Source organism: Pseudomonas nabeulensis, assembly GCF_004682045.1.
Classification (GTDB): Bacteria; Pseudomonadota; Gammaproteobacteria; order Pseudomonadales; family Pseudomonadaceae; genus Aquipseudomonas; species Aquipseudomonas nabeulensis.
This window is the reverse complement of sequence record NZ_QUZT01000001.1, coordinates 203,125-223,119: the sequence shown is the minus strand read 5'-3', so window position 1 is coordinate 223,119 and position 19,995 is coordinate 203,125. Positions and strand designations below refer to the sequence as shown.

The 19,995-nt window shown below is 60.4% G+C and carries 20 protein-coding genes; 10 read left to right on the top strand and 10 right to left on the bottom strand.

All coding sequences use genetic code 11. The features are described from left to right. Window positions 1-119: 119 nt before the first annotated feature. The 5 genes from DYL61_RS01155 to DYL61_RS01135 form a co-directional block, all read right to left on the bottom strand. Window positions 120-1,148: an AbrB family transcriptional regulator gene (locus tag DYL61_RS01155; RefSeq protein ID WP_135306850.1), complete on the bottom strand. Its 1,029-nt coding sequence runs from the start codon at window positions 1,146-1,148 to the stop codon at window positions 120-122. After that, window positions 1,141-2,655 carry a tripartite tricarboxylate transporter permease gene (locus DYL61_RS01150; RefSeq protein ID WP_135306849.1) on the bottom strand — a complete coding sequence of 505 codons (1,515 nt, stop codon included), beginning with the start codon at window positions 2,653-2,655 and terminating at the stop codon, window positions 1,141-1,143. The genes DYL61_RS01155 and DYL61_RS01150 overlap by 8 nt, the downstream gene beginning before the upstream one ends. A 1-nt stretch (window position 2,656) precedes the next feature. Then, entirely contained in the window at window positions 2,657-3,115 is a 459-nt protein-coding gene (locus DYL61_RS01145; protein ID WP_135306848.1) for a tripartite tricarboxylate transporter TctB family protein, read from the bottom strand. Between the two features lie 225 nt (window positions 3,116-3,340). Next, window positions 3,341-4,324 (bottom strand): Bug family tripartite tricarboxylate transporter substrate binding protein, encoded by a 984-nt coding sequence (locus DYL61_RS01140; protein WP_105696808.1) that lies wholly within the window; start codon window positions 4,322-4,324, stop codon window positions 3,341-3,343. Window positions 4,325-4,357: 33 nt separating this feature from the next. Continuing rightward, the gene (locus DYL61_RS01135; RefSeq protein WP_135306847.1) at window positions 4,358-5,650 is read right to left on the bottom strand and encodes an OprD family porin; all 1,293 of its coding nucleotides are present in this window, start codon (window positions 5,648-5,650) and stop codon (window positions 4,358-4,360) included. 234 nt (window positions 5,651-5,884) lie between these two features. Between DYL61_RS01135 and DYL61_RS01130 the strand changes: the two genes are divergently transcribed. Further along, window positions 5,885-6,556 (top strand): response regulator, encoded by a 672-nt coding sequence (locus DYL61_RS01130; protein ID WP_017736361.1) that lies wholly within the window; start codon window positions 5,885-5,887, stop codon window positions 6,554-6,556. Beyond that, window positions 6,549-7,934, top strand: a complete 1,386-nt coding sequence (locus DYL61_RS01125) for a sensor histidine kinase (RefSeq protein ID WP_105696806.1) — start codon at window positions 6,549-6,551, stop codon at window positions 7,932-7,934. Before DYL61_RS01130 ends, DYL61_RS01125 begins: the two co-directional genes overlap by 8 nt. Here the strand turns inward: DYL61_RS01125 and DYL61_RS01120 are convergent, their stop codons facing one another. After that, window positions 7,935-8,756, bottom strand: coding sequence for an HDOD domain-containing protein (locus DYL61_RS01120; protein ID WP_135306846.1), 822 nt, complete (start codon window positions 8,754-8,756; stop codon window positions 7,935-7,937). Between the two features lie 36 nt (window positions 8,757-8,792). Beyond that, window positions 8,793-9,734, bottom strand: coding sequence for a CAF17-like 4Fe-4S cluster assembly/insertion protein YgfZ (gene ygfZ, locus DYL61_RS01115; RefSeq protein WP_135306845.1), 942 nt, complete (start codon window positions 9,732-9,734; stop codon window positions 8,793-8,795). Between the two features lie 140 nt (window positions 9,735-9,874). Here ygfZ and DYL61_RS01110 point away from each other — a divergent pair, with 140 nt between their 5' ends. Next, window positions 9,875-10,129, top strand: a complete 255-nt coding sequence (locus tag DYL61_RS01110) for an FAD assembly factor SdhE (protein ID WP_135306844.1) — start codon at window positions 9,875-9,877, stop codon at window positions 10,127-10,129. Further along, the gene (locus DYL61_RS01105) at window positions 10,113-10,562 is read left to right on the top strand and encodes a protein YgfX (RefSeq protein WP_135306843.1); all 450 of its coding nucleotides are present in this window, start codon (window positions 10,113-10,115) and stop codon (window positions 10,560-10,562) included. The genes DYL61_RS01110 and DYL61_RS01105 overlap by 17 nt, the downstream gene beginning before the upstream one ends. Here DYL61_RS01105 and nadB read toward each other — a convergent pair. Then, window positions 10,531-12,147, bottom strand: coding sequence for an L-aspartate oxidase (gene nadB / locus DYL61_RS01100; protein ID WP_135306842.1), 1,617 nt, complete (start codon window positions 12,145-12,147; stop codon window positions 10,531-10,533). The two genes, DYL61_RS01105 and nadB, sit on opposite strands and share 32 nt — an antisense overlap. A gap of 463 nt (window positions 12,148-12,610) precedes the next feature. Here nadB and rpoE point away from each other — a divergent pair, with 463 nt between their 5' ends. The 4 genes from rpoE to DYL61_RS01075 all read left to right on the top strand — a co-directional run bounded on the left by rpoE (window position 12,611) and on the right by DYL61_RS01075 (window position 16,464). Then, window positions 12,611-13,192: an RNA polymerase sigma factor RpoE/AlgU gene (gene rpoE / locus DYL61_RS01095; protein WP_003172477.1), complete on the top strand. Its 582-nt coding sequence runs from the start codon at window positions 12,611-12,613 to the stop codon at window positions 13,190-13,192. A 32-nt stretch (window positions 13,193-13,224) separates the two neighbouring features. After that, window positions 13,225-13,812: a sigma-E factor negative regulatory protein gene (locus DYL61_RS01090; RefSeq protein WP_003172479.1), complete on the top strand. Its 588-nt coding sequence runs from the start codon at window positions 13,225-13,227 to the stop codon at window positions 13,810-13,812. 15 nt (window positions 13,813-13,827) lie between these two features. Further along, on the top strand, window positions 13,828-14,790 hold the full coding sequence (locus DYL61_RS01085) for a MucB/RseB C-terminal domain-containing protein (RefSeq protein WP_135306841.1): 963 nt from the start codon (window positions 13,828-13,830) through the stop codon (window positions 14,788-14,790). 234 nt (window positions 14,791-15,024) lie between these two features. Beyond that, the gene (locus DYL61_RS01075; protein WP_135306839.1) at window positions 15,025-16,464 is read left to right on the top strand and encodes a DegQ family serine endoprotease; all 1,440 of its coding nucleotides are present in this window, start codon (window positions 15,025-15,027) and stop codon (window positions 16,462-16,464) included. 67 nt (window positions 16,465-16,531) lie between these two features. On the opposite strand, the gene DYL61_RS01070 is transcribed toward DYL61_RS01075, so the two are convergent. Continuing rightward, window positions 16,532-17,965: a M48 family metalloprotease gene (locus DYL61_RS01070; RefSeq protein WP_105696797.1), complete on the bottom strand. Its 1,434-nt coding sequence runs from the start codon at window positions 17,963-17,965 to the stop codon at window positions 16,532-16,534. 95 nt (window positions 17,966-18,060) lie between these two features. Between DYL61_RS01070 and DYL61_RS01065 the strand changes: the two genes are divergently transcribed. Then, a complete protein-coding gene (locus tag DYL61_RS01065) occupies window positions 18,061-18,300 on the top strand; it encodes a sulfurtransferase TusA family protein (RefSeq protein WP_135306838.1) in 240 nt (79 codons plus the stop codon). Window positions 18,301-18,331: 31 nt separating this feature from the next. Next, window positions 18,332-19,402, top strand: coding sequence for an AI-2E family transporter (locus DYL61_RS01060; protein ID WP_105696796.1), 1,071 nt, complete (start codon window positions 18,332-18,334; stop codon window positions 19,400-19,402). 110 nt (window positions 19,403-19,512) lie between these two features. Here DYL61_RS01060 and DYL61_RS01055 read toward each other — a convergent pair whose 3' ends face one another. Then, a complete protein-coding gene (locus DYL61_RS01055; RefSeq protein WP_135306837.1) occupies window positions 19,513-19,986 on the bottom strand; it encodes a peroxiredoxin in 474 nt (157 codons plus the stop codon). Window positions 19,987-19,995 lie beyond the last annotated feature (9 nt).

Below are 19,995 nucleotides of genomic sequence, written 5' to 3'. Positions count from 1 at the left end.
CATCTCGCGGCAGAGGGGCACGAGATGCGTTAGAACACGCGGGTGAGGAGCGCAACAACTGTGATATCTGACAGTTCAGACCAGCGGTCGTAGCTCGTTGCGAGCCACGCCCGTCCAGGTCAAAGTTGGCGGTTCCAGTACCGGAACAACGGCTCCGCCAAAAACAACACAAACAACAACCGCATCACCTGCATCGCCGTTACCAACGGCACCGACAGTTGCAGGGTTTCGGCGGTGAGGCTCATCTCGGCAATGCCGCCGGGCATCATGCCCAATGTCAACGAACGCAGGTCCAGATGGGTCAGCGCGCTCAGGCCCACCGCTGCCAATGTCGCCAGCGCCATGGTCAGTGCGGTGCCGATCAAAGTACGGCCCATGAACGACGGTGCCCGGCGGAAGAACTGCCGGTTGAAGTGGCAACCCAAACCGCTGCCGATCAACCATTGGCCGATCTGGCTGCCGCCATCGGGCAAGCCGATATGCAGATCCCAGATAACACTCGCGGTAGCGCTCACCAGCAACGGCCCGAACAGCCACGGGTTCGGCTGGCGCAAACGCTGCCAGATCCAGGCGACCAACGCGCCAATTGGAAACAGCGCGAACAGCCAGGGCCAACTCACCGGCGCCGGATGAAACTGCGGCGCGCCGCCTTCAAGCAAATACTTGAAGATCGCCGGCACGCACAGCACTACCACCAGCACCCGCAGACTTTGCCCCGCCGCCACGCGGCTGAGCACCGCACCATTGCGTGCGCCAAGGTTGACCATTTCCCCGGAACCGCCGGGCATGCTGGAGAAAAATGCAGTGGCACGGTCTTCACCGCTGCGGCGCATCAACCACACGCCGACAATGCTCGACAGGCTGGTGATCAGCGCGCCGAAGAAGATCAGCCCGAAGTGGCTCATCACCTGCTCGATCACTACCGGGGTGAAGTGCAGCCCGATACCAATCCCCACCACCCATTGGCCGCATTTGCGCCCGCCGGGAATCTCCGCCAACTGCCACGGCGTGAGGCAACGCACCAGGATGATCGCCAGCAACGAGCCGACCATGTACGGCAAAGGCCAGCCGACCAGGCTGGCCAGGTAACCGCCGGCCAGACCGACCAGCGGTGTTCCCCACCATTGTTTGAAGGTGACCTCAGACATCGGCCACGGCACGACGCTGCTGGGCACGTTTACGGTAGATACGCACCAGCGGGAAGGCCAGCATCAGCGCGGTCAATACCCACACACCAAAGGTGATCGGGCTCGACCAGAGGATGTCCAGCGCACCGTTGGAGATCGACAGCGCACGGCGCAGGTTCTGCTCCATCAGGCCGCCGAGGATAAAGCCCAGCAGCACCGGCGACAGTGGGAAGTTGAGCTTGCGCAGGATGTAGCCGAAGATGCCGATACCGACCATCAGGAACAGGTCGAAGGTGGTGGCGTGAACGGCGTACACACCGATCGCGGTGATGATCGCGATCACTGGCACCAGCGCCCAGTTCGGCACGGCCAGGATACGGGTGAAGATGCGGATCATCGGGATGTTGAGGATCACCAGCATGATGTTGGCGATAAACAACGACGCGATCAGGCCCCAGACGATATCGGGTTGCTGTTGGAACAGCAGCGGGCCCGGGGTGATGTTGTACAGCGACAGCGCGCCGATCATCACCGCGGTGGTGCCCGAGCCGGGAACGCCGAGGGTCAGCATGGGCACCAGGGCGCCGCACGCGGATGCACCAATGGCGGTTTCCGGAGCGGCCAGGCCACGCATGTCGCCTTGTCCGAATTTACCGCTGGCACCGGCCAGGCGTTTCTCGGTCATGTAGGCAACGGCTGACGCCAACGTCGCACCGGCACCGGGCAGCACGCCCATGATGAAGCCCAACAGGCCGCAGCGAATGTTCACCACAAACACCGCCGACGCTTCCTTGAAGTTGAACAGCATGCGCCCGGTGGCTTTCACGGCTTCCTGGCCGCGGTGGGTTTTTTCCAGCAGCAACAGGATTTCGCTGATGGAGAACAGACCCAGCACCAGCACCACGAACTGAATGCCGTCGGTGAGGTGGATGTTATCCCCGGTAAAACGGTACACGCCGCTGTTGGCGTCGATGCCCACCGCCGACAGGAACAGGCCGATCAGCGCCGCAACAAAGGTCTTCAGCGGTTTGTCACCGGCCATGCCGCCCAGACAGACAATCGCGAACACCATCAGTACAAAATATTCCGCCGGCCCGAAGGCAATCGCCCATTTGGCCAACAGCGGCGCAAACAGCACCATGCCGCAGGTGGCGATAAACGCACCGATGAACGAACTCCACGCCGACAGCGACAACGCCACGCCAGCCAGGCCTTTGCGGGCCATCGGATAGCCGTCGAGGGTGGTCATCACGGTGGAGGCTTCGCCCGGGATGTTGAGCAGGATCGAGCTGATACGCCCGCCGTATTCGCAACCCAGGTACACGGCCGCCAGCAGGATCAGCGCCGATTCCGGCGGCAGTCCCAGGGCGAATGCGATGGGGATCAACAACGCCACGCCGTTGATCGGGCCCAGGCCCGGCAACAGGCCGACCACGGTGCCGATCAAGGTGCCGCACAACGCGGTCACCAGGTTGTAAGGGGACAGTGCAACGCCGAAGCCCTGGCCCAAATAGCTGAACGTATCCATATCAGTTCTCCAGAACTTCAAGCAGGCCGAGGGGCAGCGGTACATCCATGGCTTTATCGAACAGCAGGTACAGGCCGATGGCCATGAGGCTGACGATCACCACGCTCGGCAACCAGCGCCCGCCATACAGGCGTGCCATGGGAATACCGATCAGCATGCTGCTGAGGATGAAACCCAGGGGCTCGAACGTGCCGGCGAACACGATCAGCAGTGCCACGCAGATGCCGATCTTGATCAGGGTTTCGCGGTCCAGCGGCGGTTCGTCTTCGGTGTGTTTGGTAGGTTGCGGACGAAACAGCATGTAGATCAGGCCCAGGCTCATCAGCCCAAGCATCAACAGCGGGTAGGCGCGAGGGCCTACCGGCTCGTAGGAAAAGGCGGCTTGATACGGCCAGGCCATCAGCGCGAGGCCAGCACAGACCAGCAACATCACAGAGGCGAAAATGCGTTGTAAAAGCATAGGAAACTCCTAGGCCGCTTTTGTGGGAGCTAATGCCTGTCAGTCAAGGGCGAACGCAGTACCTGTGGCGAGGGAGCTTGCTCCCGCTGGACTGCGCAGCAGTCCCATTGTTGGGGCCGCTTCGCGACCCAGCGGGAGCAAGCTCCCTCGCCACAGGTGACTGTTTACGCTTTCTGGCTCTTGACTGATTGGCATTAGGGCAAGCCCGCTCCCACAGAGGGGCGATTACTGGATCAGGCCAAACTCTTTGGCCAGCACTTTGTAGTCAGCCACTTGTTTCTTCACGTAGGTGTCCAGCTCCGGGCCGGTCATGGCGAACGGGAACAGCTCGCGCTGGTCACGCAGCTTGGCGAACTCTTCGGAGGCCAGCAGTTTGTCGAACGCGTCTTTCCACCAGGCGTAGTCGGCATCGCTGACTTTTGGCCCGAGGTAGAAACCACGTACCACCGGCCAGACGATGTCGTAGCCTTGCTCTTTGGCGGTCGGGATATTCTTCATCTCCGGCTCGTCCAGGCGCTCTTCGGCGAACACCGCGAGCAGGCGCATGTCACCGCTCAAGATGTGCGGCATGGAGTCGGAGATATCGGTACTGCCCACCTGGATGTGGCCGCCGAGCAGGGCGGTGGCGATTTCACCGCCGCCTTCGAGGGCGACGTAACGCAGTTCGCGCGGGTTGATCCCGGCGGCCTTGGCGATCAGGGCGGTTTGCATCCAGTCCTGGCTGCCGACGGTGCCACCGGAGCCAATCACCACGCTGCCCGGATCTTTCTTCAAGGCCTTAACGAGATCGTCGAGGGTCTTGTAGGGCGAATCGTTTTTCACTGCGATGGCACCGTAGCTGGTGCCGACGGCCGCGAGCCAACGCACGGCGCCTTCATCGAAGCGGCCGAACTTGCCTTGGGCCAGGTTCAGCAGCGAGCCGCTGGACCAGGCCACCAGGGTGCCGGCATCCGCAGGACGCTGGGCGACCACGGCGTTGTAGGCCACCGCGCCAACGCCGCCGGGCATGTAGGTCACACGCATCGGCTTGCTCAGCAGCTTCTCGTTGACCAGCGCGCTCTGCGCCAGTTTGCAGGTCAGGTCAAAACCACCGCCGGGGGAGGCCGGGGCGATGCATTCCGGGCGCTTGGGCTCATCGGCGGCCAGCAGTTGCCCGGCGAACATCATGCAGCCAGCGGCGAGGGCCAATTTACGCAGTGAAAGGGTCATGGGTTTCTCCTTCATTGTTGTTATGAGGTGCTGTTACCAGAGTGCGACGCTGTAGCTCACCAGCAGGCGCATTTCATCCGCATCACGGGCTGAATAGTTGGAACGGTACGTGGCATTACGTAGGCGCACCGCCACATCCTTGAACGTGCCGCTTTGCACCACGTACTTGATCTCACTGTTGCGTTCCCACTCCTTGCCGGTGTCGCCGTTCCTGAGCTTGATATTGTCACCCGACAGGTAACGGCTCATGAACGTCAGGCCCGGAATGCCCAGCTTGCTGAAGTCGTAGTCGTAGCGCGCCTGCCAGGAATGCTCTTCGGCGCCGGCAAAGTCGTTGATCTGCACGAAGTTGACCAGGTACGGGTCGCTGCCATCCACATACGGGAACGCGCTGTCGCCGGACATGTGCTGGTAACCGGCGCTGAGCTTATGGCCATTGAGGGCATAGCTGAACAGGCCGTTGAGGGATTTGTTGTCGATCTTGCCGCCACGTGCTGCACCGGTGTCATCACTGATGGCCAGGCGCAGGTCGGCGGCGAAGGTGCCGGGGCCCATCGGGCGCGCGGCGACCAGGCCGAGGAAGTGCTGGCGGTACACATCGTCGAGTTGGGCGAAGTGGTAGCTGCCGGTGATCTTGTCGGCGAACTTGTAGTCGGCGCCGCCGAAGTTGAAGTGCTTGCCGGTGGCGCCGCTGACGAAGCGGCTGTTCTTGTTGTTGAGGGCGATGTCTTCGTAGTGAGTGACATCGCGGTCCTTGGCTTTATCCAGGCGACCACCGGTAAACACCAGGTTCTTGAATTCCTTGGACGTGATCAAGCCGCCGTTGAAGGTCTGCGGCAGGATGCGCCCGTCGTTTGGCTTGAGGATCGGCAGTTCGGGGATCAGCGAACCGATTTTCAACTCGGTGGCCGAGATCTTCACTTTGCCGGTCAGGCCCAGCTTGGAATATTCGTCGGCGGCGCGGCCATCGTCGTGGGTGGGCAGCAGGCCGGTGCCGGTGCGGTCGGGGCTGGAGTCGAGCTTGACCCCAAGCATGCCCAGTGCATCCACGCCAAAACCGACAGTACCGTCGGTGTAGCCCGATTGCAGGTTGAGCATGAAGCCCTGGGCCCATTCTTCCCGTTTGGATTGCTGGGCGCTGGTGCCGTCACGGAAGTCGCGGTTGAAGTACATGTTGCGGGTTTCCAGGGTCGCGCTACTGTCTTCGAAGAAGGCAGCCTGGCTAAGCGGCGAAAAGCCGGCGAGGGCAGCGGCACTGGCGAGGGCGGTCTGGGAAAGGCGAGAAAAACGCACAGGCGAGAGGGCCTGGGGCTGTGTCGACAGCATCGTTGTGTACTCCGTTATTGTTCTTATTTTGACGAAAACGCTTCAAGGCGTTTTTCGGCTGCTACGGATCAGGTAGCACGGCGGGCATGACCACCGTGGCTGGATGCTAAAGGGCGAAGCTTTCAGTAACCTTTCAATTGCCTTTCAATGTTTTCGGGCTTCACAGGGCAGGCCGCGGCTGTAAACTGCCCGGCAAAGTGTGGCGTCGACCACTCCTTAACGAGGTAGAAATCCATGCGTGTCCTCTTGGTTGAAGACCACCTGCAGCTCGCCGAAAGTGTCGCCCAAGCGCTCAAGAGCACAGGCTTGACCGTCGATGTGTTGCACGACGGTGTGGCGGCGGATTTGGCCTTGAGCAGTGAGGAATACGCGGCGGCGATTCTCGATGTGGGGCTGCCGCGCATGGATGGCTTTGAGGTGCTCGCACGTCTAAGGGCCCGTGGGAAAAATCTTCCGGTGCTGATGCTGACGGCGCGCAGTGATGTGAAAGACCGCGTGCACGGGCTCAACCTCGGGGCGGACGATTACCTCGCCAAGCCTTTCGAACTGACCGAGCTGGAAGCACGGGTCAAGGCCCTGCTGCGGCGCAGTGTGTTGGGCGGAGAGCGTCAACAGACGTGCGGCGTGCTGGTGTATGACCTCGATACACGACGCTTCACGGTCGGGGGCGAACTCATGACCCTGACGTCCCGCGAGCAAGCGGTGCTGGAAGCATTGATTGCGCGTCCGGGCCGCGTGATGAGCAAAGAGCAACTCGCCTCCCAGGTATTTGGCCTGGATGAAGAAGCCAGCCCGGACGCCATCGAAATCTACGTGCACCGCTTGCGCAAGAAACTCGACGGCCAACCTATCGCCATCGTGACCTTCCGCGGCCTCGGCTACCTGCTGGAAGCCCGCGATGCATAAGCCCAGCAGCCTGCGCTGGCGACTGCTGTGGAACCTGGCGCTGTTGCTGGTGCTGTTGATGCTGGCCAGCGGCATGAGCGCGTACTGGAATGGTCGCGAAGCTGCCGACACCGCTTACGACCGCACACTGCTGGCCTCGGCGCGCACCATCGCCGCTGGCCTGACCCAGGTGGATGGCACCCTCAGTGCCAACGTGCCCTATGTGGCCCTGGACACCTTCGCCTACGACAGCGCCGGGCGTATTTATTACCAGGTCAATGATATTGATCAGAAGCTGATTTCCGGTTACGAAAACCTGCCCGGGCCGCCGCCCGGCACACCGCGCACTGACGATTATCCGGCGCTGGCGCGTTTCTATGACGCGGTGTATCTGGGCCAGCCGGTGCGGGTGGTGAGCCTGCTCAAGGCGGTCTCGGAACCGAACATGAACGGCATGGCGGAGATCCGCGTGGCCGAGACCGATGAGGCGCGTGTGAGCATGGCGCGCAGCCTGATGGCCGATACGTTGCTGCGCTTGGGCATGCTGGCGGTGGGTGCGTTGTTGCTGGTGTGGTTTGCCGTGAGTGCCGCGCTGCGTCCGCTGGAGCGCTTGCGCACGGCGGTGGAGGAGCGCCAGCCCGATGACTTGCGCCCGCTGCCGTTGGTGGAAGTGCAGCATGAGTTTGGCCCGCTGGTGCGTTCCCTCAACCATTTCACCGAACGCCTGCGCGGCCAGTTCGAGCGTCAGGCGCAATTTATTGCCGACGCGGCCCATGAGTTGCGCACACCACTCGCGGCGCTCAAGGCGCGCTTGGAGTTGGGCCTGCGCAGTGACGAGCCGGTCACCTGGCGCAGCACCCTGGAAACCGCCGCTCAAGGCACCGACCGCCTGACCCATCTGGCCAATCAATTGTTGTCCCTGGCCCGCATCGAAAACGGTGCCCGAGCGATTGCCGAAGGCGGCGCGCAGTTGCTCGACCTCAGTCAATTGGCCCGTGAGCTGGGCATGGCCATGGCGCCGTTGGCCCATGCTCGCGGCGTGGCCCTGGCGCTGGAGGCGGACGAGCCGGTGTGGCTGCGCGGCGAACCGACATTGCTGAACGAGCTGTTGAGCAATTTGGTGGACAACGCCCTGGCCCACACGCCGCCGGGTGGCAACGTGATTCTGCGGGTGACGGCACCGGCGGTGCTGGAGGTGGAAGATGATGGCCCCGGCATTCCCCAGGAGGAGCGTGACCGGGTATTCGAACGCTTCTACCGGCGCAGCCAGCAGGGCATGGGTTCGGGCCTTGGGTTGGCGATTGTCGGTGAAATCTGTCGTGCGCACCTGGCGCAAATCAGCCTGCACGACGGCGAGCAGGCCGGGCTGAAAGTGCGGGTGAGTTTTATCGCCGGCTGATCAATAGAACATCGAGCGGGCTTCATCCAGCTCGGCGCGCAGGGCTTCGCTGTAAGGGTCGACCCGCAGTTTTTGGAGGGCGGGCAAGCTGGAGACCGAAGCGGTCGCCAACGGATGATCAGTGCCGCGATGGCAATACAGCACGGCGATTTGCACGATGTCGATGTAGTCCAGGCTGGCTGAATCCCGTTCCAGGTTCATGTATTGGCCTGGCAGGCTGGCGAGCATTTCCGGGAAGTCCCAGCCGTGCAGCAGCTTATCCCCCAGGAAGGGATGGATGCTGTCGATCACGTGGTTGAGGCTGACCGGGTCCGAGAGCAATTCGTAGTGGTCTTCGGCGTAGGTGAGAATCGGCAGTACGCCGATCTGGTGCACCAGGCCGCCGAGGGCTGCCTGGTCCGGCTTGAGCTGGCTGTGGCTGCGGCACAAGGCATAGCTCACGCCGGCCACTTCCAGGCTGCGCCGCCACACATCGCGCATCTTCTGTTCCACTGCTTCGGAACGGGCGTGGAAGATCTGCTCCATCACCAGGCCGATGGCCAGGTTGCTGCTGTAGTTGGTGCCTAGCCGAGTGATGGCGGTGTGCAGGTCGGTGACTTCCTGAGTCGCGCGCAGTAACGGGCTGTTGACCACTTTGATCAGGCGCGCCGACAGCGCGGTATCGCGACCGATCACTTTGCTCAAGTCGCTGATACTGATCTCCGGGTTTTCGGCCGCCTGACGAATATTCAGGGCCACTTCCGGCAAAGTCGGCAGAACCAGGTCATCGTTATCGATGGCCGCAACCAACGCCTGTTGGACTTTTTCCGCCAGCTTGTTCATTCATGATCTCTAGGGTGTTGCAAAAAAGTACGGCGATTAACGCTGGATCTCTCGATCACGGTCGAGCGTGTAAGGCAGGTCAAGCAGGTGCAAGCTGGGGCCTTCCAGTGTGCCTAAACGCACATCGCCACTATCGGCTGCTTCGGCTTGCAGCACGGCTAGAAGTTCAATGGTCTGGCCGGCTTTTGCTGCGATCACCACTTCACCAATTGAGCTGTTGTGGCTGGGGGAGAACAGCGGGGTGCCTGGCTCGGGCGTTTCAGCCGCATCAAGGCTCAAGCGGTACAGGCGACGCTTGAGTTTGCCCAGGTACTGCATGCGCGCGACGATTTCCTGGCCGGTGTAGCAGCCTTTCTTGAAGCTGACACCGCCGACGGCTTGCAGGTTGAGCATCTGGGGGATGAACAGCTCGCGGGTTTGCGGCATGACCTGGCCGATGCCGGCGCGGATCTGGCCGAGCAGCCATTCGTTCAGGTCGGCTTCCTTCAGCGCTGCCGTCAATTGGCTGCGTAGGGTTTCGGCATGTTCTGCAGGCACCCACAGCTCGGCACGGCCGGGGGATACGCGGATGGCGATCAATGTGTCGGTACGTACGACGCTGTCGGTTTCGCTCGGCAGCTCAAGACCAAGATTGGCCAGGACCTGATCAGCGTTGACCAAGCCAAAGCGCACCCAGCCGGCGCTTTCGTCGGTGAGCTTGGATTTGGAGAACACCGCGTATTTCTTCAGGTCTGCCAACTGCGGTTCCAACAGCTCGCTGGCCATGGCCAGCAATACGCCGTCACCTTGCAACAGAATCCGGAAGCTCGACTGCATGCGCCCCTTTTGCGTGCAGCGCGCGCCGAGGCTGGCCTGGGTATCGCTCAGGTAGTTGAGGTTGCAGGTCAGTTGCCCTTGCAGGAACTTGGCCGCGTCGGAGCCGCGGACGGCGAGAACGCCTTCGTGGGACAGGGGGCAGAAGAAAGCAGAGTCAGCCATGGGTCATCGCAGGTCAAAAAGTCATGGGTGCATCATAGAGGGGCGCCCGGCAAATGGATAGTTTCCGTATAGCGCGACCAAAGCCGACTGTTCCGGTGTCGTCGGGCCTGTATACTTGCCGCCTATTTGAGGAGCGTTCCATGGTCGAAGATGTAGAAATCAATCGCCTCTACTGGCACAGCCGTCGTGGCATGCTGGAGCTGGACGTGTTGCTGGTGCCGTTCACCAAAGAGGTGTACGCCACCCTCAATCAGGTGGATCGCGACCTCTATGTCCGGTTGCTGACCTGTGAAGACCAGGACATGTTCGGCTGGTTTATGGAGCGCAGCGAGTCGGAAGATCCGGAGTTGCAGCGCATGGTCCGGATGATTCTGGACCGTGTCCAGCCCAAGTAATCCCGCCTTTGAATGCCGCTGGCAGGCCTCACGGCTGTTGCTGGCGGTGTATCTTTTTGCCCAGTTGTTTGCGCTGGGTGCGCTGTTATTCATCGATTTGCCTTATTCAAGCCTGGCTGTGGTGCTGTGTTTGGCGCATGCCGTCTGGGTTTTGCCGCGTCATATCCTGCTGACTCACCGTTCGTCGATTCGCGGCCTGCGCCGTGATGCCGACGGATGGCAACTGTTGAGCACCGAGCAGGGTTGGCACAGCGTGCAGTTGCGTCCCGACAGCCTGGCGTTGCCGTTGATCGTGGTGCTGCGCTATCGGGTGCCGGGGCAGTGGCGGGTACGTTCGATCTGCGTACCCGTGGATTCGCAGGCCGCCGATGTGCATCGGCGCCTGCGGGTACGCTTGAAGTTCAGCCGCCGTAGGTGGTTGGCACCAGGATAGTGTCACGGGCTTCGGGCAACATGTCGGGGTAGTCGAGGGTGTAATGCAGGCCTCGGCTCTCCTTGCGTTCCATGGCCGAGCGGATCATCAGTACCGCCACTTGGGCCAGGTTGCGCAACTCGATCAAGTCGCGGCTGACTTTATAGTTGCTGTAGAACTCATCGATCTCATCCAGCAGCATGCGCACGCGGTGCTGAGCCCGTTGCAGGCGCTTGGTGGTGCGCACGATCCCCACGTAGTCCCACATAAAGCGCCGCAGCTCGTCCCAGTTGTGGGCGATGATCACGTCTTCATCCGAATCGGTAACCTGGCTGGCATCCCAGCGGGGCAGGGCGTCCGGTACGGGAATATGCGGCAACTGGTCGAGAATGTCTTCGGCCGCCGAGCGTGCATAGACGAAGCATTCGAGCAGTGAGTTGCTGGCCATGCGGTTGGCGCCGTGCAGGCCGGTAAAGCTGGTTTCGCCAATCGCATACAGGCCGGGCACGTCGGTGCGGCCGTGCTGGTCGACCATCACGCCGCCGCAGGTGTAGTGGGCAGCAGGCACCACCGGGATCGGGCCTTTGGTGATGTCGATATTGAACGCCAGGCAGCGCTCGTAGACGGTGGGGAAGTGGGTCTTGATGAAGGCTTCGGGCTTGTGGCTGATGTCCAGGTACACGCAATCGATGCCCAAGCGCTTCATCTCGTGGTCGATGGCGCGGGCGACGATATCCCGCGGGGCCAGTTCGGCGCGTGGGTCGAAGCGCTGCATGAAGCGTTCGCCATTCGGCAGTTTCAGATGGGCGCCTTCGCCGCGTAGCGCTTCGGTGACCAGGAAACTCTTGGCCTGGGGGTGATACAGGCAGGTGGGGTGAAACTGGTTGAATTCCAGGTTGGCCACCCGGCAGCCCGAGCGCCAGGCCATGGCGATACCGTCGCCGCAGGCCCCGTCGGGGTTGCTGGTATAGAGGTAGACCTTGGCCGCGCCGCCGGACGCCAGGATGGTGAAGCGGGCACCGTAGGTATCCACTTCACCGCTGGCGCGGTTGAGTACGTAGGCACCGAGACAGCGTTCGCCTTCGAGCCCCAGGCGTTTCTCGGTGATCAGGTCGACGGCGACGCGTTGCTCCAGCAGTTCGATGTTGGGCCGTTGGCGGGCTTGTTCGAGCAGCGTCTTGAAGATCGCGGCGCCGGTGGCGTCGGCGGCGTGGATGATGCGGCGGTGGCTGTGGCCGCCTTCGCGGGTCAGGTGGAACTCGAAACCGCCGTCGTCGTTGCCCGCGTGTTCATCACGGGTGAAAGGCACGCCCTGGTCGATCAGCCATTGAATCGCCTCACGGCTGTGTTCCACGGTGAAACGTACCGCCTCTTCATTGCACAGGCCACCGCCGGCATTGAGCGTGTCTTCGACGTGGGACTGCACGGTGTCGGTGTCGTCCAGCACCGCCGCGACACCACCTTGGGCCCAGAAGGTCGAGCCATTGGCCAGGTCGCCTTTGCTCAGTACTGCAATCCGCAAGTGGCTGGGCAGGGTCAGCGCAAGGCTCAAGCCGGCCGCGCCGCTACCAATCACCAAGACATCGTGTTGAAACTGTTGGCTCATTTGAAGGATTCCGCAAAAAGCGATCCGAAGAGTTGGCGCAAACAGGACGCCTGGATCGGCGAATCAATGGGGCACACGGGCCACTAGTATATAGAGGGGCTGACCGGCACAATAGCCGGGCATTCGTGGCAATGTGAGATTACGGTGCACGGCTCGGGTAGAATCGCCTGGTTATTGAAGCGGGAACTTTTTGCATAAGCCCCGACTCAATAGCAGGTTGCCCGAAAGCTGGGAAAACGTTGAGTTTATTGGCCCGTCGGGAGCATTGGACGCGTCAGAAAACCGGCGACAAGATTATTCGCGCAGCCGGCGTTGCCCGCGCTGCGTTTTTCGTGTGTGCCAAATCAGTGCGTACCGGAAACTTGCTTGAAGGGGGAGAACTTTTGCGAAAAGACCGAGTCTATGTTTGCAAGCCTGATCGTTTAGTTATGCAAGCCTCCTTCAAGTACAACGAGGAGTGTTCATGCTAACCCAGGAAGAGGATCAGCAGCTGGTCGAGCGCGTTCAACGCGGCGACAAGCGAGCTTTTGATCTGCTAGTGCTGAAATACCAGCACAAAATTCTCGGGTTGATCGTGCGTTTTGTGCACGACACCCATGAAGCGCAGGACGTTGCACAGGAAGCCTTTATCAAGGCGTACCGTGCACTCGGCAACTTTCGCGGAGACAGTGCGTTTTATACGTGGCTGTACCGCATCGCCATCAACACGGCGAAGAACTATCTGGTGTCTCGCGGACGCCGCCCACCGGATAGCGATGTAAGTTCAGAAGATGCAGAATTTTACGATGGTGATCACGGCCTCAAAGATCTCGAGTCGCCGGAGCGTGCATTGCTGCGCGACGAGATTGAAGGGACCGTTCATCGCACAATTCAGCAACTGCCAGAAGATTTGCGTACGGCGTTAACTTTACGTGAATTCGATGGTCTGAGTTACGAAGACATTGCGAGCGTCATGCAGTGTCCGGTGGGGACTGTAAGGTCACGGATTTTCCGGGCCCGGGAAGCCATCGATAAAGCCTTGCAACCGTTGTTGCAGGAAAACTAAAGACAGCGGCGACAGCCAAGAGAGGAACCGCCATGAGTCGTGATGCCCTGCAGGAATCGCTGTCCGCAGTGATGGATAACGAAGCGGATGAACTGGAACTTCGTCGAGTGCTCAATGCATTTGATGACGCCGAAACCCGTGATACCTGGTCTCGTTACCAAGTCGCTCGGGCGGTGATGCACAAGGATCTTCTAATCCCTCGTCTGGATATTGCTGCGGCCGTTTCTGCTGCGCTGGCTGATGAAGCCGTTCCGGCAAAAGCTGCTCGTGGTCCATGGCGCAGCCTGGGTCGCCTGGCGGTTGCAGCCTCGGTGACTGTTGCAGTACTGGCCGGTGTTCGTCTGTACAACCAGGACGAGATTGCCGGTGCCGAATTGGCCCAGCAGACTCAGCAACCGGTGATGGCTGGACCTCAGGTCAAAGGCCCGGCGGTATTGGCCGGCTACAAGGAAAGCTCTGACACCACCGGCCCGATGGCCAACGGTGTTCTGCAAGGGCAATCCGGCTGGCAGGACCAGCGTCTTCCTGGCTACCTGCGCCAACACGCACAGGAATCAGCTCTGAAAGGCACTGAAAGCGCTCTGCCTTATGCTCGCGCCGCAAGCCTGGAAAACCGCTGATTCGTAAGGAGCTCTATGCGCGCCATATCGCTCCTTACGCTTTTGCTCAGTGGTTGGTTTGCACTACCCGCCCATGCCGATGAAGCCCAAGACTGGCTGACTCGACTTGGGCGTGCAGAGCAGCAGCAAAGCTTTCAAGGTACGTTCGTGTATGAACGTAATGGCAGTTTTTCTACCCATGACATCTGGCATCGTGTCCAGGATGGCCAAGTCCGTGAGCGGCTGTTGCAGCTTGATGGATCTGCCCAGGAAGTCGTGCGTGTAGATGGTCGTACACAATGCGTCAGCGGCACCCTTGTCGCCGGCCTTGGCAATTCCCGGGACGCCCCGTCACGGGCGCTCGATCCGCAAAAACTCAACGAATTTTATGAATTGGCCGTCATTGGCAAATCCCGCGTGGCCGGTCGTAATGCGGTGATCGTGGCGATCACGCCGCGTGACCAATATCGCTATGGCTTTGAACTGCATCTGGACCGTGAAACCGCGCTGCCACTCAAGTCATTGTTGTTGAATGACCAAGGCCAGTTGCTGGAGCGTTTCCAGTTTACGCGTCTGGATACTTCAACTGCGCCCAACGACCACGACCTGCAGCCCAGCAGCGAATGCGCGCCCATTGCCGCTGCCAAAACCAACGCTGCGCAAGTGACCCCAATCGAGAGCTGGCACATGGAGTGGTTGCCGCGCGGTTTTCAGCTGACCAGTAGCAGTACACACCAGGACACCCAAACCAAAGCGACCGTCGACAGCCTGATGTATGAAGATGGGCTGGCGCGTTTTTCAGTGTTCCTTGAGCCGATCAGCGATGCGAGCGTGACGGAAACCCGTACCCAGTTGGGTCCCACAGTCGCTGTGTCCCGTCGACTGAATACGGTGGACGGCGAAATGATGGTGACGGTTGTAGGCGAAATTCCTATTGGTACCGCCGAACGCATCGCGCTATCGGTGCGCGGTGAAAAAAAGCCAGACGCCAAGCCGTGAGTTGTTAATCCTATGTTCATCTTGACCTTTCACTGTACGTTCACGCCCGGTTGGCTGCCGAGAGCATGAAATGTCCGGATCAGCATTTTCACTTGCAAAAATCTCTCATGTTTTTTATAGGTCAGGGCTTGTCGGCTCTGGCCTTGTTTTGTTCGCGGAACAAAGATGTCGGTGGCAGTTTCCGACGTTTCTTGAACCCTGTCGCTCAACCCTGCTCGTCGTAACGGGAGCTGTATGTCGATACCACGTTTGAAGTCTTACCTTTCCATAGTCGCCACGGTGTTGGTGTTGGGCCAGGCAGTGACCGCGCAAGCGGCCGAACTGCCTGACTTTACCCAACTGGTTGAGCAAGCCTCGCCGGCCGTGGTGAACATCAGTACTACGCAAAAACTGCCGGACCGCAAAGTCTCCAACCAGCAGATGCCGGACCTCGAAGGCCTGCCACCGATGCTGCGCGAGTTCTTCGAGCGCGGCATGCCGCAGCAGCGTTCACCGCGCGGTGGCGGTGGTGGTCAGCGTGAAGCGCAGTCCCTGGGCTCGGGCTTCATCATCTCTCCGGATGGCTACATCCTCACCAACAACCATGTGATTGCCGATGCAGACGAAATTCTCGTGCGCCTGGCCGATCGCAGTGAGTTGAAAGCCAAGTTGGTGGGCACTGATCCGCGTTCGGACGTGGCCTTGCTGAAAATCGACGGCAAAGATCTGCCAGTGCTGAAACTGGGTAAATCCCAGGATTTGAAAGCCGGTCAATGGGTAGTCGCCATCGGTTCGCCGTTTGGTTTCGACCACACTGTGACCCAAGGTATTGTCAGTGCCATTGGTCGCAGCCTGCCGAACGAAAACTACGTGCCGTTTATCCAGACCGACGTGCCAATCAATCCGGGTAACTCCGGTGGTCCGCTGTTCAACCTGGCGGGCGAAGTGGTCGGCATCAACTCCCAGATCTACACCCGTTCTGGCGGTTTCATGGGCGTTTCGTTCGCCATCCCAATCGACGTGGCGATGGATGTTTCCAACCAGCTGAAAAGCGGTGGCAAGGTCAGCCGTGGTTGGTTGGGTGTCGTCATTCAGGAAGTGAACAAAGACCTGGCTGAGTCCTTTGGTCTGGATAAGCCAGCGGGCGCTCTGGTCGCACAGATCCAGGACGACGGTCCTGCTGCCAAAGGCGGCTTGCAAGTTGGCGACGTGATCCTGAGCATGAATGGCCAGCCAATCGTCATGTCGGCCGATCTGCCGCACTTGGTCGGCGCCCTTAAGGCCGGTAGCAAGGCCAAGTTGGAAGTGATCCGCGAAGGCAAGCGCCAGACCGTTGAGCTGACCGTGGGTGCCATCCCTGAAGAAGGTGCCACCCTGGATGCACTGGGCAACGCCAAGCCGGGCGCTGAGCGCAGCAGCAACCGCCTGGGCATCGCCGTGGTCGAGTTGACCGCTGAGCAGAAGAAGAGCTTCGACCTCAAGAGCGGCGTCGTGATCAAGGAAGTGCAGGACGGTCCTGCGGCCCTGATCGGCTTGCAGCCAGGCGATGTGATCACTCATCTGAACAACCAGGCGATCAACTCCACCAAGGAATTCACCGACATCGCCAAGGCGCTGCCGAAGAATCGTTCGGTGTCGATGCGTGTGTTGCGTCAAGGTCGCGCCAGCTTTATTACCTTCAAGCTGGCCGAGTAATCCGCTAGGCCAATAAAAAGCCCCGCCTTCGTTTAGCGAAGGCGGGGCTTTTTTGTGGGCGATGGCTTTAGCTCATCATCCCTTTGACCAGGCGTTCCTGTTCGATCAACTCACGTTGGCGCGCATCGATGCGCGACGACAGCGGGAAGTTGCTGCCCGCCCGGCGTTTGGCAAAGTCCAGTTGCTGAATGGCCTGCTGGAAGTCGCCCACCAATGCAAAGTACTCGGCACGCGCTTGATGCAGGCCGATGATGTTGCCAGACAGGCCACGTGTCTCCGCAACCTGATACCACACGTCAGGATCGTCCGGACGCGACTTGAGCAGGCCATCCAAGGCCTTTTCCGCATCGGCAGTGCGGTTCTGCTTGAGCAGCAGGTCGACTCGTACCTGATTCAGTGGATAGTTGCCGGGGTACTGGGTGAGCATCTTGTCTGTACGTTGCTGGGCATCGGGCAAGCGATTGTTGTCGATGTCCAGTTGGATCTGCGCGAGGTTGTAGGTGATATCCGTCGGGGCCTTGGCCAGCAGTGGCGCGAGGTTTTCCCGCGCGTCCTTGAACTGGGAGCCTTTGATCTGGGCGATGGCCAGGCCATAGCGTGCCACATCGTTTTTCGGGTTCTCGTCGAGTTGTGCCTGGAAGCGTTTGGCGGCGAGGCCGGGGGTGTCTTCGTACTGCAACTGCACCCGTGCGCGAATCAATTGATAGCGCAGGCTGTCTTCCTTGCCGCCGGCCTTGGCTTGCTCGGCGCGGTTGCGGGTATCGGCGATCCGCGATTCGGTCACCGGGTGCGTCAGCAGGAATTCCGGTGGCTTGGCGTCGAAGCGGTACTGACGCATCAGGCGCTCGAACATGGTTGGCATGGACCGCGGGTCGTAACCGGCTTTTTCCAGGTTGAGAATGCCGATACGGTCCGCTTCCTGTTCGTTCTGACGCGAGAAGCGGCGCTGCTCCTGGATCGCCGCTGCCTGGGTGCCGGCAATTGCGGCGATGCCCGCATCGCCTGCGCCTGCTGCGGCAGCAATGATGCCGCCAAGCAGGGCGGCCATCATCGGGATCTGCATACGCTGTTGCGCTTCGACACCACGAGCAAAGTGGCGTTGGGACAAGTGCGCCAATTCGTGGGCCAGTACCGAGGCGTACTCGCCTTCGGTCTGTGCATTGAGGAACAGGCCGCCGTTGACCCCGACAATCCCGCCGGGCGCAGCAAAGGCGTTCAGTTGCGGGCTGTTGATCAGGATGAACTCCAGGCGCCGGTCATTGACCTGGCTGGTCTCCACCAGTTTGTACACGCTGGTTTCGACGTAATCCTTAAGCTGCGGATCGTTGAGTTGCGAGACCTGGCCCCGCAAAAACGCCAGCCATGCGCGGCCCAGTTGGTATTCCTGTTGTGGCGAGACAATGGCAGAACTGGCGTCGCCGAGCGACGGCAGGTCGTCAGCGAAGCCTGGGGAGGCCAGCAGGCAAGCCAGCGTCAGCAGGGTGGGGCGCAAAAAAGTCATGCACAGAGCCTTTCGACAAAGAGCTTACTGTAGCCGGACACTGGGCTTCGGACCAGATATTCTAAGCAGCCCAAAGCCATGCCCGGAGTAAAACCATGACCGACGCTGTAGCCTTCGATGTCGAACTCGATGCCAGCGGCCTCAATTGCCCGTTGCCTTTACTCAAGGCCAAACTGGAACTCAATCGATTGGCCAGTGGTGCGGTGCTCAAGGTAATCGCCACGGATGCAGGTTCCCAGCGTGATTTTCGGACCTTTGCCAAGTTGGCCGGGCATACTCTGTTGCACGAAGAAGACGCCGCCGGTGTGTACCGCTACTGGTTGCGCAAGGCCTGAACCGTTTGCCCACACCACCCGAGGTTGATTGATGTTCAAAGTGTTACGAGACTGGATTCAACGCTACTTCTCCGATGAAGAGGCGGTGGTGTTGGCGGTCCTGCTGTTTCTGGCCTTCACGGCCGTGCTCACCTTGGGCGGCATGCTGGCGCCGGTCCTGGCGGGCATGGTGCTGGCGTACTTGATGCAGGGCCTGGTCACTACCCTTGAGCGTTTGCGCTTGCCGGGCGGGGCGGCGGTCGGGTTGGTGTTCGCCTTGTTCATGGGGCTGCTGGTACTGTTTATCGTGGTGGTGTTGCCGCTGTTGTGGCACCAACTGATCACCTTGTTCAATGAGTTGCCGGGCATGCTCGCCAAGTGGCAGTCGCTGTTGCTGCTGTTGCCGGAGCGCTATCCGCATTTGGTGTCGGATGAGCAGGTGTTGCAGGCCATCGAGGTGGCGCGCGGCGAGATCGGAAAATTCGGGCAATGGGCGCTGACTTTTTCCCTGTCCAGCCTGCCGCTGTTGGTCAACATCATGATCTACCTGGTGCTGGTGCCGATCCTGGTGTTTTTCTTCCTCAAGGACCGCGCCATGATCGGTCGCTGGGTGCGCGGTTACCTTCCGCGTGAGCGGGCGTTGATCACTCGGGTGGCTGAGGAGATGAACCGGCAGATCGCCAACTACATTCGTGGCAAGGTGATCGAGATCATCATTTGCGGCGGGGTTACCTACATCGCGTTTATAGCCCTGGACCTGAACTACGCGGCATTGCTGGCGCTGCTGGTGGGCGTGTCGGTGGTGGTGCCGTATGTGGGGGCGGTGGTGGTGACCGTGCCGGTCACGTTGATTGCGCTGTTTCAGTGGGGCTGGAGTGATCAGTTCATCTACTTGATGGCGGTGTACGGCATCATCCAGACCCTGGATGGCAACGTGCTGGTGCCGCTACTGTTTTCGGAGGCGGTCAACCTGCATCCGGTCGCGATCATCTGCGCAGTGTTGTTGTTCGGTGGGCTGTGGGGATTCTGGGGGGTGTTCTTTGCGATTCCCCTGGCGACACTGTTCAAGGCGGTGCTGGATGCGTGGCCGCGGCAAGAGCCGGTGGTTGCCCCCTTGTTGTAGCGATGGTGCTCTTTGTGGCGAGGGAGCTTGCTCTCGCTGGGCTGCGCAGCAGACCCTAAAAACCTGGGAGCGCTTCGCACTCCAACGGGAGCAAGCTCCCTCGCCACAATTTATGCCTTGTTGAGAGCCTGCGCCGCCGCCAACACGGCATCGACATGCCCCGGCACCTTCACACCACGCCATTCCTGACGCAGTACGCCATCCTTATCGATCAGGAACGTGCTGCGATCCACGCCCAGGTATTCCTTGCCGTACAGCTTCTTCAACTTGATCACATCAAACAACTGGCAAACGGCTTCGTCCTTGTCGCTGATCAGCTCGAAGGGGAATTCCTGCTTGGCCTTGAAGTTCTCGTGGGATTTCACGCTGTCGCGCGACACGCCAAACACCTCGGTGTTGGCAGCCTTGAACGCGGCGTACTGATCACGAAAACCCTGGCCTTCGGTGGTGCAGCCGGGGGTGCTGTCCTTCGGGTAGAAGTAGATCACCACTTGCTTGCCCTTGAGGGCGGCGAGGCTGAAGGTCTGGCCGCTGGTGGCCTGGGCTTCGAAATCGGCGACGGGTGTGTCGATGACAACTGCCATGGGGTCTTC